12 protein-coding genes, 1 other RNA gene and 1 pseudogene are annotated in these 14630 nt (G+C 63.2%); 4 read left to right on the forward strand and 10 right to left on the reverse strand.

Annotated features, from left to right (window positions below):
- Positions 1-4 precede the first annotated feature (4 nt).
- On the reverse strand, positions 5-1021 hold the full coding sequence (rsmH, locus tag AC3EMP_RS25620; RefSeq protein ID WP_352712347.1) for a 16S rRNA (cytosine(1402)-N(4))-methyltransferase RsmH: 1017 nt from the start codon (positions 1019-1021) through the stop codon (positions 5-7).
- The gene (mraZ, locus tag AC3EMP_RS25625) at positions 1018-1491 is read right to left on the reverse strand and encodes a division/cell wall cluster transcriptional repressor MraZ (RefSeq protein WP_023682144.1); all 474 of its coding nucleotides are present in this window, start codon (positions 1489-1491) and stop codon (positions 1018-1020) included. The genes rsmH and mraZ overlap by 4 nt, the downstream gene beginning before the upstream one ends.
- 402 nt (positions 1492-1893) lie before the next feature.
- Here mraZ and AC3EMP_RS25630 point away from each other — a divergent pair, with 402 nt between their 5' ends.
- A complete protein-coding gene (locus AC3EMP_RS25630; protein WP_352712349.1) occupies positions 1894-3009 on the forward strand; it encodes a cystathionine gamma-lyase in 1116 nt (371 codons plus the stop codon).
- A gap of 8 nt (positions 3010-3017) precedes the next feature.
- Here AC3EMP_RS25630 and AC3EMP_RS25635 read toward each other — a convergent pair whose 3' ends face one another.
- The 7 genes from AC3EMP_RS25635 to AC3EMP_RS25665 all read right to left on the reverse strand — a co-directional run bounded on the left by AC3EMP_RS25635 (position 3018) and on the right by AC3EMP_RS25665 (position 6998).
- Positions 3018-3308 carry a type II toxin-antitoxin system RelE/ParE family toxin gene (locus tag AC3EMP_RS25635; protein ID WP_023690868.1) on the reverse strand — a complete coding sequence of 97 codons (291 nt, stop codon included), beginning with the start codon at positions 3306-3308 and terminating at the stop codon, positions 3018-3020.
- A complete protein-coding gene (locus AC3EMP_RS25640) occupies positions 3305-3589 on the reverse strand; it encodes a type II toxin-antitoxin system ParD family antitoxin (RefSeq protein WP_023690867.1) in 285 nt (94 codons plus the stop codon). Before AC3EMP_RS25640 ends, AC3EMP_RS25635 begins: the two co-directional genes overlap by 4 nt.
- Before the next feature lie 180 nt (positions 3590-3769).
- An RNA gene (rnpB, locus tag AC3EMP_RS25645) (RNase P RNA component class A) lies at positions 3770-4167 on the reverse strand.
- 51 nt (positions 4168-4218) lie between these two features.
- Positions 4219-4923 carry a lytic transglycosylase domain-containing protein gene (locus tag AC3EMP_RS25650; protein WP_023690866.1) on the reverse strand — a complete coding sequence of 235 codons (705 nt, stop codon included), beginning with the start codon at positions 4921-4923 and terminating at the stop codon, positions 4219-4221.
- 184 nt (positions 4924-5107) lie between these two features.
- Complete coding sequence (locus AC3EMP_RS25655) at positions 5108-5875, reverse strand: N-acetylmuramoyl-L-alanine amidase (protein ID WP_023690865.1); 768 nt, start codon at positions 5873-5875, stop codon at positions 5108-5110.
- Complete coding sequence (locus tag AC3EMP_RS25660) at positions 5872-6591, reverse strand: J domain-containing protein (RefSeq protein WP_023668261.1); 720 nt, start codon at positions 6589-6591, stop codon at positions 5872-5874. The genes AC3EMP_RS25655 and AC3EMP_RS25660 overlap by 4 nt, the downstream gene beginning before the upstream one ends.
- A 209-nt stretch (positions 6592-6800) precedes the next feature.
- Complete coding sequence (locus tag AC3EMP_RS25665) at positions 6801-6998, reverse strand: hypothetical protein (protein WP_023668260.1); 198 nt, start codon at positions 6996-6998, stop codon at positions 6801-6803.
- A 177-nt stretch (positions 6999-7175) separates the two neighbouring features.
- Here AC3EMP_RS25665 and AC3EMP_RS25670 point away from each other — a divergent pair, with 177 nt between their 5' ends.
- The 3 genes and pseudogenes from AC3EMP_RS25670 to AC3EMP_RS25680 all read left to right on the forward strand — a co-directional run.
- A complete protein-coding gene (locus AC3EMP_RS25670; protein ID WP_488494690.1) occupies positions 7176-11135 on the forward strand; it encodes a hydantoinase B/oxoprolinase family protein in 3960 nt (1319 codons plus the stop codon).
- A 31-nt stretch (positions 11136-11166) separates the two neighbouring features.
- Positions 11167-12465 (forward strand): BtaA family protein, encoded by a 1299-nt coding sequence (locus AC3EMP_RS25675; protein WP_488494691.1) that lies wholly within the window; start codon positions 11167-11169, stop codon positions 12463-12465.
- Positions 12462-13118: pseudogene (locus AC3EMP_RS25680) on the forward strand (class I SAM-dependent methyltransferase); the annotation flags it as partial. The gene AC3EMP_RS25675 and the pseudogene AC3EMP_RS25680, both read left to right, overlap by 4 nt.
- 123 nt (positions 13119-13241) lie before the next feature.
- On the opposite strand, the gene AC3EMP_RS25685 reads toward AC3EMP_RS25680, so the two are convergent.
- Entirely contained in the window at positions 13242-14621 is a 1380-nt protein-coding gene (locus tag AC3EMP_RS25685) for a serine hydrolase domain-containing protein (RefSeq protein WP_352446332.1), read from the reverse strand.
- Between the last annotated feature and the right edge of the window lie 9 nt (positions 14622-14630).

The following is a 14630-nucleotide window of genomic DNA, read 5'->3' on the forward strand; positions in this document are numbered from 1 at the left end:
GTATTCACCTCTCTCGCGGCGCCTGGATGCCGGGAAGTTTTGGAAGGCCGAAAATGGTGAGATCCCCGGCGCGCGCCGGCGCCTCGGTGCGGATGGCGGCGCGCAGCCTGGCCGAGCGCGCCCGCGGATTGGCAGCGACCTCCGCATCGCCTGCCGGCACGCCGCCACCGGCCTTGCGGAAGGTCGCGGTGCGCGCATGCGCCTCGGGCAAATGACGTGAGCCGGTGGCGACGTCGGCGCGGTCGGCGATGAACCGCTTGACGATGCGGTCTTCCAGCGAATGGAACGTCACCACGGCAAGCCGCCCGCCGGGCTTCAATATCCGCTCCGACGCCACCAGAGCCTTGGCCAATTCGCTCAACTCGTCATTGACGAAAATGCGCAGCGCCTGGAAGACGCGGGTGGCCGGATGAATCTTGTCCTTCGGCGCGCGGCCGATATGCGTTTCGATGGCGTCGGCGAGATCGAGCGTGCGCTCGAACGGACGTTTTTCGCGGCGTGACTCGATCATGCGGGCAATGCGGCCGGCATTCCGCTCTTCGCCGAGGAAGCCGAAGATGCGGGCAAGGTCGCCTATCTTGAACGAATTGACGACGTCGGCAGCACTCAAGCCCGCCTGCGCCATGCGCATGTCGAGCGGCCCGTCGGTGCGGAACGAAAAGCCGCGCTCGGGCTGGTCGACCTGCATGGAGGAAATGCCGATGTCGAGGACAACGCCGTCGGCGCTTTCGACCTGCTCGTCCAGCGTCGAAAATGGCGCCTGCACCAGCCTTAGCCTGCCGCCGGATTGCTGTTCCAGGCCGCGCCCGGCGGCAATCGCATCGGGATCGCGATCGATCGCCACCACCGAGGCGCCGCTCGCCAGGATCGCCTTGGTGTAGCCGCCGGCGCCAAACGTGCCGTCGACGATCACATCGCCGGCTTTGGGTGAGAGCGCCTCCAGCACTTCGGCGAGGAGGACCGGAATGTGGCGGACCGGTCCGCCAACGGCGCTGAGATCATCGCCGTGATCCGCCATCATTCCGGCCGCTCCCCAGCCTTGGCCTCGTGAGCCTTCGTCCCCTGCCGAAGCTGCAAAAGCCGAGCGCGCGCCTGCGCCCCATAGGCGGCCAGCCGTCCAGGCTCCCAAACTTGAAAGAAATTGCCACGGCCGACAAAGGCCACTTCGCTCGTGATGCCCGTATGCTCGCGGATGAAATCGCTCATCGTGATGCGGCCATCCTGATCGAGCTTCAGGAACGTCCCGTCGCCATGGCAGAAGAACGACATGTCGTCCGCCGTCTGCAAAAAAGGGTCTTCCAGCGCGATGCGCTGCTCGTAGCGGTCGAGCAGATCGAGCCCGCCGACATCCATCGCAGGCACGTCCAGGCCGCGCAGCGCGTAGAGCTCCGAATAGCCGCGTTTCTGCACGACAGCGCGGAAATGCGCCGGAACGGAGACCCGCCCCTTCGCATCGATCCTGTTCACCGCGCTTGACAGAAACCGGTCCATGACACGCTGCAGCCGCTTCCGCCGCCGCACCCCTCTCCATGTTTTCGTCCGCGCCGAAGCGCGTCCCCTGCCGAAAATCCGCTTCGATCCCAGCGGCAAAACCCCGCAAACGCACAGCCGCCGCGGCTGCCCGATTGGCGTACGCTTTACCCTGACGCGGAACGAAGGCTTTGGTTTCGAAATGGGATATCATGGGGTACTATGGGCGTCAACGGGAACAGGCTTCACAAACGCGCGCGCCACAACCGGTGAGAGCAGCTCTGACAACACTCCCGTCTTTATCTCCCATTAAGCCTAACGAACCGTTTAGAGCGGGCTGGCCCAAGCGGAAGCGGCTTGCCGCGCATCACTGCCGCGAATAGCGTCGTCAGTCTTTTCGCTGAGCAACAAGGTCAGAAATCCATGTCTGAAACAGCCAGGTCCCGCGCGGCCTCCCTTGCCCATCTGCGTCGCGACGGACTTGCCAAAGGCGACCCCATCCCATTGCCGCTGACCATGGCCGCTATTTTCCACAACCCGGGCGACGGCGCCGGCTACAGTCAGTACGGCCGTTACAGCAACGCCACCTGGGATGCAGTCGAGCACATGCTGGCGCATCTCGAAGACGCGCCATGCGTCGGCTTCCCCTCAGGAATGGCGGCAATCTCGGCGGTGTTTTTCGGCCTGTTGAAATCCGGCGACCGCGTGCTTTTGCCTTCGGACGGCTACCATGCCACACGCGCGCTGGCCGAACGTTTCCTCAAGCCCTTCGGCGTCGCCTATGATCTGCGGCCGACAGCTACATTCCTCGACGGCGGCTTCGACGGCTACCGCCTTGTCTACGTTGAAACCCCGTCAAATCCGCGATTGGACATTTGCGACATCACAGCGGTCGCCGAGGCCGCGCACCAAGCGGGCGCGATCGTCGTCGTCGACAACACCACGATGACGCCGTTCGGCCAGCGCCCGCTCGATATCGGCGCCGACATCGTCGTTGCTGCCGACACCAAGGCGGCCAACGGGCATTCCGACGTGCTGTTCGGCCATGTCGCCAGCCGCAATCCAGACATCATCGCGGACGTCACCGGCTGGCGCGAGACCGCGGGCGGCATTCCCGGCCCGTTCGAGGCTTGGCTGGTGCATCGCGGCCTGGAGACGCTGGAGGTACGCTTCGACCGCATGTGTTCTTCTGCCGAGGTGATCGCGAAGCGCCTGAAAAACCATCGCGCCGTTAGCGGCTTGCGCTACCCCGGGCTGGAGGGCGACCCGTCGCACAACCTCGCCCGGGCGCAGATGGAGCGCTTCGGCTTCCTCATGTCCTTCGAACTCCTCTCCCAGGAAAAGGCCGAGGATTTCATCAACAACTGCACGCTGATGCAGGCGGCAACGTCGTTCGGGGGTGTCCACACCTCCGCCGAGCGGCGGGCCAAGCGAGGAGATTCGGTTCCGCCCGGCTTCGTGCGCCTGTCGGTGGGCTGCGAGCCGGTGGAAGAACTCTGGCAGGCGATCGAGGCATCGCTGGACAAGATCGGCATCTGAGCTGGCGGTTAGGTCACCAAGTCGTCGGCGCCAATATCGCGCCTGCCGTGCAAAACGCGGACGATCTCGATCGCGTCTTCGCCCATGCGATACAGAGTGACATATTCGCCGACGATCAGATGACGAATGCCGGGCGCGATATCATCGCGCGGCGCACCTGAGAACGGGTGCAAGGTGAGCAGTGTCCAGCGCCTCTCCAAAGCGTCCACAAGGCGCATGGCTCCCTTTGGGCTATGTTCCGCAATGTAGTCACCGACGCCTTCGACATCTGATATCGCCTGAGGAAGCAGCCGTTTCACTCTTCCGAGCCTGCAGCTACCGACATCCTGTGATATTTGGCTCGCAGCCGGTCCATGAAGGGCTGGCCGTCCACCGCCGGTCCGCTGTCGATCCCCTCCTGAACCAGCCTGCGCAATTCCTCGACCGTGTAGCCGAGAAGATCGCGGCGGTCTTTCCATTGCCGCAGCGCATCACGGATGACTTCGCTGGCCGAGGCATATTCGCCGGCGGCCACGACATCGTCGACCGCCGCCGCCAGTTCCGGCGAAAGCGTGATGCTGCGTTTGTCGACGTGACCCATGATGCGCTCCTGATCAAACCATGACAATCATGGTACGATTAAATCGTACCAGCTTCAAGGATGCGTTTGTCTCGACCCCAGCATGCGTACTTGATTCAATCGCTCAAGCACCTGAATCGCCAGCTGCGCCCGAAGGCGCAGACTGCTGATCCAAAGGATTAATCGCGATATGAGGGAGAAATTGCCAGCTGGCCTGTAAGCCGGGTTTTGTATGGCCCTCGCCCCTTTCGGGGCGAGAACGTGGCGGCCATTCATCTTGGGCGCATGTTGCCATGCGCCTCACGCAACCTACCCGGACGGTGAGCCGGAAACAGCCCTCGAAGGTTTCCCCTCGCACCGTCCCTATTCGGTCTTGCTCCCGGTGGGGTTTACCGTGCCGCTCCTGTTGCCAGTCGCGCGGTGGGCTCTTACCCCACCCTTTCACCCTTGCCCCGATAAATCGTGGCGGTTTGCTTTCTGTGGCACTTTCCCTGGGGTCGCCCCCGCCGGCCATTAACCGGCACCGTGTCTCCATGGAGCCCGGACTTTCCTCACCCGCAGCCTTTCGGCTTTGCGGGTGCGGCCGCCCGGCCAGCTGGCAGAGCGTATAAAGGGGTTCACGTTCCAAAACGCAAATGAAAAAGCAGACTTTATGCCGGCGATCCCAATGCCGCCAACTGCACCTTGACCTTGCCGCAATACGCCGCCGACACCGGGTTCATCCGCGTCGCGGCATGGCCGGCATTGTATTTCAGGATCGTGCCGCAGGTGGTGCCGCCGCCGAGATTGCGCGCCATGGCAAGGTACTTCATGCCGTATTTGATGTTGGTGTCGGGATCGAACAGACCCTTGGCCGAGCCGCTATACCCCATCATCCGCGCCGTTGCCGGCTTGATCTGCATCAGGCCGATTTCACCCGCGCTGCCGACGATGTTCGGCCGGTAGTTGCTCTCGATCTTGATGACCGCCTGGGCCAGCGACACCGGCACGCCTTCGGCCGCAGCATAGCGGGCAATGATTGCCGAATACTGGCCGCCAAGCGCGGCTGCCGCAGTCGACTCCGCAGCGGTGCTTGGGCGGATCGATGCGGTCGTCGTCAGGTCGACGCTCTTCCTGTTGCGCTTAAAATGCCTCTTGGCCGTGGCTTTTCTGGCCTTCACCACGGCTGCTTTGCGCACTTTCGCGGTGATTGCTCTTTTTGCTTTCGGGTTTGCCTTCGTCATGGTGGCTTTGGCGGGTGCGGCGATGAAGCCCTGGTCTGCCCTCTGGCTCAGTGGTGCGGCATCGGCCGTGCTGAAGGCAAAAGTCATTACGCCGACAGCAATGGCTGCCGTTACAACGGTCAATTTCTGCATGTGGTCCTGTTCTGTTTGGCCGCGCGAAGATCTTCACGCAGCAACGCCTAATCAATATCGGAGCATCCGGGGGGCTGGAGGTCCGATAACTTGCACGAACCGCCTTTGAGGGCGGAATTTGTGTCGAACAAGGCGAGGCAATTCACTTTCAGTGACAGGCTGTAACTTGAATATCAGAAAAAGATTATTTAGAGGCAACTGACCTAAGGGAAGTCAGCAGGCTTTGCAGCGTGCTAGACGTAGAGCCGTCGGCGACACCATCCACCCGGCGCGGTCGGAAATGCCGCTGAAAAGCTTCGACGACGATTTCGGTCTGGCGGTCGAAGACACCTGATATCTCGACGCCATAGCCATAGAGCGCCAGCATCGACTGCAGTGCCTCGACCTCGGCGCCGGTATCGCCGGCTTTCAGCACCGCGCCGCGCCGGACCGGCGCCGCAGGCACGAGATGGCCGACCCCGGCCGCAAACAGCGCATTCCAGGGGAATTTCTCGCCCGGGTCGATCTTGCGCCCCGGCGCGATGTCGGAATGGGCAAGCACCCTTTGCGCCGTAATGGAATGGCGTTCGATGATACCAAGGCAAAGCCCGATCACCGCTTCCACCTGCCGCTTGGGAAAGGCCGAATAGCCGAGCGAATGGCCGGGATTGACGATTTCGATGCCGACCGAACAGGAGTTGATGTCGCGACGACCGAACCAGGAACTTGCACCGGCGTGCCAGGCGCGGTCGCTTTCGCGCACCATCTGGATAATGCGACCGTCCTCATGGACGAGGTAGTGCGACGAGACTTCGCTTGCGGGGTCGCACAACCAGGCTTCCGCGGCAGCACCCGTCGCCATGCCGGTATAGTGCAGCACGATCATGTCGGGCCTGAGCGTTTCGCGTCGCGGGCCGAAATTCGGCGATACCCTGACCTCCGCGCTTGGCTCGTCGGGCGGGAAGCCGCTCATGCGTGCCTGAGGCCCCGCTCGATCATTTCATAGGCCGCGTTGATCGCCGCGACCCTGGTCGTTGCAATCTTGATGAATTCCTGCGGCAGGCCGCGCGCTATCAGCCGGTCCGGATGATTGTCGGAGACCAGCTTGCGGTATCGTTTCCTGACCTCCTCGAACGGTTTGCCGCGCTCAATGCCGAGCACGATATAGGGATCGCCGGCGCCGAGATTGACGTGCCTGGCCATGATGGCTTCGTAGTGCACCTCGTCGATGCGGAAAATCTCGGCAATACGGTGCAGGAAAATCCCTTCGCGCTCATGCACCAGCCCATCCGCCTTGGCGATATGGAACAGACCGTCGAGTATGTCTTCCAGCATGACGCAGTTCGAATGGCCCGAGCCGCACATCTGCGCCATACTCTCGGCATAGGTCTCGAACCCGGCGACGTCGCGCTTGGCCAGATCGTAAAGCCGCGCCACATTGCGGGTCTGTTCTCGCGGCACCTCGAATATTTCCTGGAACGCGCGAACCTCGTCCTGGGTGACGATGCCATCGGCCTTGGCCATCTTGGCTGACAGCGCAATCATCGCCACAGAGAAGGCGACGCGCCGGCGCAGATCGGCGTCACCGGAGAAAACCGTGCGCACGGCCTCGACCACATCGGCGACGCCGGACGTGGCTGAAGATGAAACGCGGGTGATGAAGTCGCCGAGGCGATCCCAAATCGACATGAGCGCTTATTAGGGCCGCCGGCCATTGCTATCAAGCCAAGACAGCGCCGCAGAGTGGATCGAATTTACGCAAGCAACCGACGCGCCAGATCCCAAACCGTAGGAAAGAGCCGGTTCAAGGCCCTTGAGCCCCGAATCGACCTAAACGCAGGAAGGCCGGCGCGAAGCCGGCCTCCTCTCTCGTCACGTCAAAGTGACCGAGACTGCTGCTACTGCGCGGGGGCAGGAGCAGGTGTTGCCGGAGCCGGTTCTGCAGGCTTCGGTGCATCCGGCGTCGCCGGCTTCATGGGCTCGGCGGCTGGCGGATTGGTGCTCTGGGTGGTGGTGTTATCCGTACCGCTGTCGCTGCAGGCGGCAACGCCGAACAGGGCCAGGGCGGAAACGGAAGCAAGAATGAGCTTTTTCATGACATCTCTCCTTCAACACACGCTCACGTTGCGGTGAACGGTCGAAGGCAAAATGCATCAAACGGCCATGAGTTTCGTAACGTTGCGTTTCCTGATGTAACATCCGCGCACTACCGATTGCGGGCCGGGCGATGCCGAACTAACAGTCTGGACCCAAATGCAATGCCGGAGTTCTGCGTGGACAAGAAATGGGATTTTTGGATCGACCGCGGCGGCACCTTCACCGACGTGATCGGACGTGATCCGCAAGGCGGTTTGCATCCCAGGAAATTCCTGTCGGAAAATCCCGAAGCCTATCCCGATCCGGCCCTAGCCGGCATCCGCGAGCTTTTGGGGCTGAAATCCGGCACCGCTATTCCTCCGGGCCTGGTCGGTGACGTCAAGATGGGTACCACCGTCGCCACCAATGCGCTGCTGGAGCGCAAGGGCGACCGTGTGCTTTTGCTCATCACCAAGGGCTTTCGCGACGCGCTGAAGATCGCCTATCAAGCGCGGCCAGACATCTTCGCCAAGGAGATCATTCTTCCCGAACAGCTTTATGAGCGGGTCATCGAGATCGACGAGCGTGTGCGCGCCAATGGCGAGGTCGAGCGCTTGCTCGACATCGCCGCCTGCCGGCCCGCCATCGAACAGGCGAAGGCCGACGGCATCAATGCGGTGGCCATCGTCTTCATGCATGCCTGGAAATATCCCGACCACGAGAAGGCGGTGGCGAAAGTCTGCCGCAAGATCGGGTTCAGCCAAGTCTCGGTCAGCCATGAAGTCTCGCCACTGATCAAACTGGTCGGCCGCGGCGACACCACCGTGGTCGATGCCTATCTGTCGCCGATCCTGTCGCGCTATGTGCAAAGAGTAGCGGGAGAACTGGGCGCGACGCCAATCTCCCCACTTCTGGAGGGTGAGGAGCGGTCGGCCAAAGGCCGAGAAAAAGCCAACGATTTGGCTTTTTCAGCGACGAACGCCCGGAGCCATAGCGAAGGGCAGTCCGCAAAGCGGCCAGAGGGGGTCCTCTCGGAAGGCACCGCCAATGCGCTGAGCCCGGTCGATCCAACCCCACCCGGCGGCTCCGCCGCCACCCTCCCCTCGAGGGGGAGGGAAAACCCTCGCCTGATGTTCATGATGTCGTCGGGCGGGCTTACCGCCGCCGACATGTTTCAGGGCAAGGACGCGCTGCTGTCCGGCCCGGCCGGCGGTGTCGTCGGCATGGTCGAGACGGCGAAACTCGCCGGATTCGAGAAAGTCATCGGTTTCGACATGGGCGGCACCTCGACCGACGTCGCCCATTATGACGGCGATTATGAGCGCGCCTTCGACACCGAGGTCGCCGGCGTGCGCATCCGTGCGCCGATGATGCGCATCCATACCGTCGCTGCCGGCGGCGGCTCGATCCTGCACTACGAAGCCGGCCGTTTCCGCGCCGGCCCGGATTCCGCCGGCGCCAATCCCGGCCCCGCCGCCTACCGGCGCGGCGGCCCGCTGGCCGTCACCGACGCCAATGTCATGCTGGGCAAGCTGCAGCCCGATTTCTTCCCAGCAATTTTCGGCCCAGACCAGGACCAGCCGCTGGACGTCGCCGCCGTGCATAAAAAATTCGCTGCGCTCGCCGCCGAAATCGGCGATGGCCGCACGCCGGAAGCCGTCGCCGAAGGGTTCGTTACCATCGCGGTGGAAAACATGGCCAATGCTATCAAGAAGATCTCCGTGCAGCGCGGCTACGATGTCACCGAATATCTCTTGAACTGTTTTGGCGGCGCCGGCGGCCAGCATGCCTGCCTGGTTGCCGACGCGCTCGGCATGGAGGCGGTACTGATCCACCCCTTCTCCGGTCTGCTCTCAGCCTATGGTATCGGCCTGTCGTCGGTTTTCGCGTCGCGCCAGCAGGCGCTCCTGAAGCCGCTTGCCGAAGAATCCAGGACCCAGATCGGCAGCCTCATCGGCACGTTGAAAAAAGCCGTCATCGCCGAATTGGCAGCGCAAGGCATCGCCGAGGACAAGATTGCGGCAAAGCCGGTGCTGCACATCCGCTACGACGGCACCGACACCACGCTGCCGGTGAATTTCGAAGGCGACTCGATCTTCCAGGCCAGGCGCGATTTCGAAATCGCCCACAAGGCGCAGTTCGGGTTCGTCTATGATGACAAGCCGATGATCGTCGAGACCGTTGGCGTGGAAGGCGCCGAGATCGTCGAGACCACGGCCGAAGCCGTTGCGCCCGCCGGACCGGCAATGGTTGAAGCCGGTGCGTCCGGAACGCGGCGCATCTACACCGAGGGCCGCTGGCATGAGGCCGGCATCCATCGCCGCGAAAACCTGCGCCCATCCAATCTGGTCCCAGGCCCCGCTTTGATCATCGAGCCGAACCAGACCATCGTCGTGGAGCCGGGCTGGCAGGCCGAAATCACCAACCTCAATCACGTCGTCATTCGCCGCACGGAACGGAAAGTTCGCACGGCTGCCCTCGGTACCGAAGCCGATCCGGTGATGCTGGAGGTCTTCAACAACCTCTTCATGTCGATCGCCGAGCAGATGGGCGTCACGCTGCAGAACACCGCCTATTCCGTCAACATCAAGGAAAGGCTGGACTTTTCCTGCGCCGTCTTCGACCGTCATGGAGCGCTGGTCGCCAACGCGCCGCACATGCCGGTGCATCTCGGCTCCATGGACCGCTCGGTCGAAACCATCATCCGGCTGAACTCCGGCGACATCCATCCCGGCGACGTCTTTGCGCTGAACGCCCCCTACAATGGCGGCACGCATTTGCCTGATATCACCGTGGTGACGCCGGTGTTTTCCCTCCCCCTTGAGGGGAGGGTGGCCGCGCAGCGGCCGGGTGGGGTCCTCTCAGAAGGCACCACAAGAGCGTCGAGCACTGCCGCAACGACCCCCTCCGGCGGCTCCGCCGCCACCTCCCCCTCAAAGGGGGAGGAAGTAATCTTCTACGTAGCCTCGCGCGGCCACCATGCCGATATTGGCGGCACGGCACCGGGCTCGATGACGCCGCTTGCCACCACGGTCGACGAGGAAGGCGTGCTGTTCGACAATTTCCGCGTTGTCGATCGTGGAAAATTCCGCGAGACGGAGTTGCAAACGCTGCTCACCGACCACCCCTACCCTGCCCGCAATCCGCACCAGAACATCGCCGATCTCAAGGCGCAGATCGCCGCGAACGAAAAGGGCGTGGCGGAATTACGCAAGATGGTCGGCCATTTCGGCCTCGATGTCGTCGAAGCCTATATGGGCCATGTCCAGGACAACGCCGCCGAAAGCGTGCGCCTCGTGCTGGAGCGGCTGCCCGATAGTTCCAAGTACGAATACCCGACCGACACCGGCCAGGTGATCAAGGTGAAGATTACCATCGATCGGCAAAAGCGCGAGGCGACCGTGGACTTCACCGGAACGTCGAAGGTCGAGAAGAACAATTTCAATGCGCCCGAGCCCGTCGCCCGCGCAGCCGTGCTCTATGCCTTCCGTGTCATGGTCGAGGACATGATCCCGATGAATGCCGGCTGCCTGCGGCCGATCAACATCATCATCCCCGACGGCTCGATGCTGAAGCCCGCCTACCCCGCCGCCGTCGTCGCCGGCAATGTCGAGACCTCGCAGCATGTCACAAACACCCTGTTCGGCGCCATGGGTGCCATGGCCAACGCGCAAGGCACGATGAACAACCTGACCTTCGGCAACAAGCAGTACCAGTATTACGAGACCATCTGCTCCGGTTCGCCGGCAGGCCGGATGAACTCCGGCCGCGGCTTTGCCGGGACATCCGGCGTCCACACCCACATGACCAATTCGCGCCTCACCGACCCTGAGGTGCTGGAACTGCGCTTTCCCGTCATGCTCGAGGATTTCCACATCCGCGAAGGTTCCGGCGGCAAGGGCAAATGGAGCGCCGGCGACGGCACCAGGCGCACCATCCGCTTCCTCGAAAAGATGGAATGCGCCATCCTGTCCTCGCACCGCAACCGCCCGCCGCAAGGCCTCGATGGCGGCAGTGACGGCGAGGTCGGCTCGACCAAGGTCCGCCGCCAGGACGGCAGCGTCGAGACGCTGAAGGCCTGCGACCAGACCGTGCTCGACGCCGGCGACGCCGTCATCCTGACGACGCCGACACCGGGGGGATTTGGCAAGGCCTGAACTCGCGTCAACAGCCTGTCACCCGCCTGTCATGCCCCTGAGTTACCCGCTTGCGGCAAAGCAAATGGGGAATCACTTTGCCATGACGGACGTCTCCTCGGATCTCGTTTTTCGCCGCGGCAAGGAAGTTGGAAAAGCCGTCTACCAGAACCGCCCGCTTTCGCAGGCCGGCCTTTCCGAACGGCTGTTTGCGCTTCTGTTTTCCGGCCTTGTCTATCCGCAGATCTGGGAAGACCCTGAAGTCGACATGGAGGCCATGCAGCTTGGCCAGGGCCACCGCGTCGTCACCATAGCGTCGGGCGGCTGCAACATCCTCGCCTACCTCACCCGCTCGCCTGAACGCGTCGATGCGGTCGACCTCAACGCCGCCCACATCGCCTTGAACCGGATGAAGCTGGAGGCGGTGCGGCAACTGCCCTCGCAGGGCGATCTGTTCCGTTTCTTCGGCGCCGCCGACACCAACCACAATTCGCAAGCCTATGACCGCTTCATCGCGCCGCATCTCGACCCGGTCAGCCGCCACTATTGGGAGCGTCGCAGCTGGCGCGGCCGCCGGCGCATCACCGTCTTCGACCGCAATTTCTACCAGACCGGCCTGCTCGGCCTGTTCATCGCCATGGGCCACCGCATCGCCAAATTCTTCGGCGTCGATCCCGCCGGTATCATGGCGTCGAAGAGCCTCGCCGACCAGCGCCGCTTCTTCAACGAAGAGCTGGCGCCGGTCTTCGACAAGAAGCTGTTGCGCTGGGCTACCTCGCGCAAGGCTTCGCTGTTCGGCCTCGGCATTCCGCCGGCGCAGTACAATTCGCTGATCACCTCGGGCGATGGTTCGATGGCCAGCGTGCTGAAGGCCCGGCTGGAAAAGCTCGCTTGCGATTTTCCGCTGAAGAACAACTACTTCGCTTGGCAAGCCTTCGCCCGTCGCTATCCCAATCCGGGTGAGGCCGCCCTGCCCGCCTATCTAGAAGAGGCCAACTACAAGGCGATCCGCAACAATGTCGATCGCGTCGGCATCCACCACGCCAATCTGATCGAATTTCTGGCCGGCAAGGACGCAGGCACCGTCGACCGTTTCGTCCTGCTCGACGCGCAGGACTGGATGACGGACGACCAGCTCAATGCCCTTTGGTCGGAGATCACCCGCACCGCCTCGGTCGGCGCCCGAGTCATCTTCCGTACCGCCGCCGAGCCCAGCCTGCTGCCGGGCCGCGTCTCGATCTCGCTGCTCGACCAGTGGACCTACGAGGACGAGGCCTCGCGCGACTGTTCGGCCCGCGACCGCTCTGCGATTTATGGCGGCTTCCACCTCTATGTGAAGCGCGCGGCATGAGCGCGAGCGGGCTGCCGGCCGATCATGCCGAACTGATGGACGGCGTCTACCGCTGGCAGCGCCACATCTACGACCTGACCCGCAAATACTATCTGCTTGGCCGCGACCAGATGATAGTCGGGCTGGATGTGCCGGCGAATGGCAGAGTGCTCGAACTTGGCTGCGGCACCGGCCGCAACATCGCGCTTGTAGCCCGCCGCTATCCCGACGCCCGCCTCTACGGCCTCGACATCTCGGCCGAGATGCTGGAGACGGCGAGCAAGGCGATCGGCCGCGACGGCCTGTCCGGCCGCGCCGTGCTGGCGCGCGGCGACGCCACCGATTTCGACGCCAAGACGCTGTTCGGCGTCGAGCGCTTCGACCGCATCTTCGTGTCCTATTCGCTGTCGATGATCCCCGGTTGGGAAAAGACGGTTTCGGCAGCCCTTGCGGCACTCGCGCCCGGCGGCTCGCTGCATGTCGTCGATTTCGGCCAGCAGGAAGGCTTGCCCAACTGGTTCCGGACATTGCTGCGCGGCTGGCTCAAGAAATTCCATGTCACGCCGCGTGAATCATTGCGCGAAGTCTTGGAATCGGAGTCTCGGCGAACCGGCGCAAGCTTCCGTTTCCGTACGCTTTATCGCGGCTATGCCTGGCTGGCGGTCGTCAAGATCGCGCACTCTTACCTCCCCTCGATGGGGGAGGTCGCGCCGAAGGCGCGGGTGGGGGTGAAGTGCCAGGCACCCTGCCCCGGCGCTACGCGCCGACCCTCCCCATCAAGGGGAGGGTAAAGGGAGCTAGCGCAGTGCCTTCATCAGCGCGCCGACCATCACCTGCGGCCGGTAGCCGAGCTTGGCCGGCGTCAACCCCAGCCGCACCACCACCAGTCGCTCCGACCGGATGATGGCGACCGTCTGGCCGTCATGGCCCTCCATCCAGTAGGTATCGTTGGGCAGGCCGGCGGCGACGCCGGCGCCGGGATTTCCTTCGTCCCCCGGGGCTTCGATCCAAAGTTGCCCCTTGCCGTAGACTTTCGAGGCCGGTGCCGGTTCGCACATCCAGTCGACGAAACCGGCCGGCAGGATCTGGTTGCCGTTCCAGACGCCGCCCTGCAGCAGGAATTGGCCGAACCGCGCCCAGTCATGCCCCGTGGCATAGAGGTAGGATGAGCCGACAAAGGTACCCTCCTCGTCGGTTTCGAGCACCGCGCTTTGCATGCCGAGCGGCCCGAACAGCGCTGCCCTTGGCCACATCAGCGCCTTGTCCTTGTCGCCGATAGCATCCTGCCACAGCCGCGACAGCATCACCGCCGTGCCGCTCGAATAGGAAAAGACCTTGCCGACGTCGCCGGTCAGCGGCTTGGCCTCGGCGAAGCCCGCCATATCCGGTTCGAGGTAGAGCATGCGCGTCACATCGGCAACGTCGCCATAATCCTCGTTGAACTCGAGTCCGCTCGACATCGCCATCATATCGGCAAGGCTGATGGCGGCGCGGCCGTCCGCCTTCCATGAGCCGAACAGGCCCTGATTGGTCACCGCCATCTTGCCGTCCTTGACCAGCGTGCCGACGAGCGCGGCGTTGACTGTCTTGGTCATCGACCAGCCCAGCAGCGGCGTTTTCGCCGAAAAGCCGTCGCCATAACGCTCCGCAACAATGCGGCCATTTTTGACCACCACCACGGCGCGCATGCCGATGCCGGTCATCGCCGCACCGTCGAGGATCTTGTTGATTTCGGGATTTTGCGAGGCATCGACTCGATCTCCCTCGGGCCACAGATCGCCCTTGGTGGCCGCCGACGCCTCGGCAGGGATTGACGTGCGCCGTGCCTTGCCGACGTCGCCATCAGGAACCGAGGCGCAACCCAGGCCGGCGCGCGCAACAGCAACGCTCTTGCCGAGGAAGCCAAGCAGCCCGGCCGAGACGGTCCCCCTGTTCTTGTCGACCGACACCTTCATCAGCCTGAGAAGCGGATGGCCGGGCGCCTGCACGTCGATGGCAAGCACCTCATTGGGATCACGGCCGGCGATAAAAACATTCGAGCAGACAATCTTGGCGGAATAGCCGGAACCGACGCGGATCAGTTCGGGCGGCGCGACGTAGAGCCAGGTAAACAGGGCGGCTATGGCCAACACGACCAGGCCGAGCAGCCATTTGATGATCTTCACGGCGATCCGCATCTTTCCGTC

The sequence above is a fragment of the Mesorhizobium sp. P160219 genome (genome assembly GCF_057786095.1).

Excerpts from the sequence above, each read along its gene's own strand:
- rsmH (WP_352712347.1), bottom strand. The coding sequence starts at position 1,021 with ATGATGGCGGATCACGGCGATGATCTCAGCGCCGTTGGCGGACCGGTC.
- mraZ (WP_023682144.1), bottom strand. The coding sequence starts at position 1,491 with ATGGACCGGTTTCTGTCAAGCGCGGTGAACAGGATCGATGCGAAGGGG.
- AC3EMP_RS25630 (WP_352712349.1), top strand. The coding sequence starts at position 1,894 with ATGTCTGAAACAGCCAGGTCCCGCGCGGCCTCCCTTGCCCATCTGCGT.
- AC3EMP_RS25640 (WP_023690867.1), bottom strand. The coding sequence starts at position 3,589 with ATGGGTCACGTCGACAAACGCAGCATCACGCTTTCGCCGGAACTGGCG.
- AC3EMP_RS25650 (WP_023690866.1), bottom strand. The coding sequence starts at position 4,923 with ATGCAGAAATTGACCGTTGTAACGGCAGCCATTGCTGTCGGCGTAATG.
- AC3EMP_RS25655 (WP_023690865.1), bottom strand. The coding sequence starts at position 5,875 with ATGAGCGGCTTCCCGCCCGACGAGCCAAGCGCGGAGGTCAGGGTATCG.
- AC3EMP_RS25660 (WP_023668261.1), bottom strand. The coding sequence starts at position 6,591 with ATGTCGATTTGGGATCGCCTCGGCGACTTCATCACCCGCGTTTCATCT.
- AC3EMP_RS25665 (WP_023668260.1), bottom strand. The coding sequence starts at position 6,998 with ATGAAAAAGCTCATTCTTGCTTCCGTTTCCGCCCTGGCCCTGTTCGGC.
- AC3EMP_RS25675 (WP_488494691.1), top strand. The coding sequence starts at position 11,167 with ATGCCCCTGAGTTACCCGCTTGCGGCAAAGCAAATGGGGAATCACTTT.
- AC3EMP_RS25685 (WP_352446332.1), bottom strand. The coding sequence starts at position 14,621 with ATGCGGATCGCCGTGAAGATCATCAAATGGCTGCTCGGCCTGGTCGTG.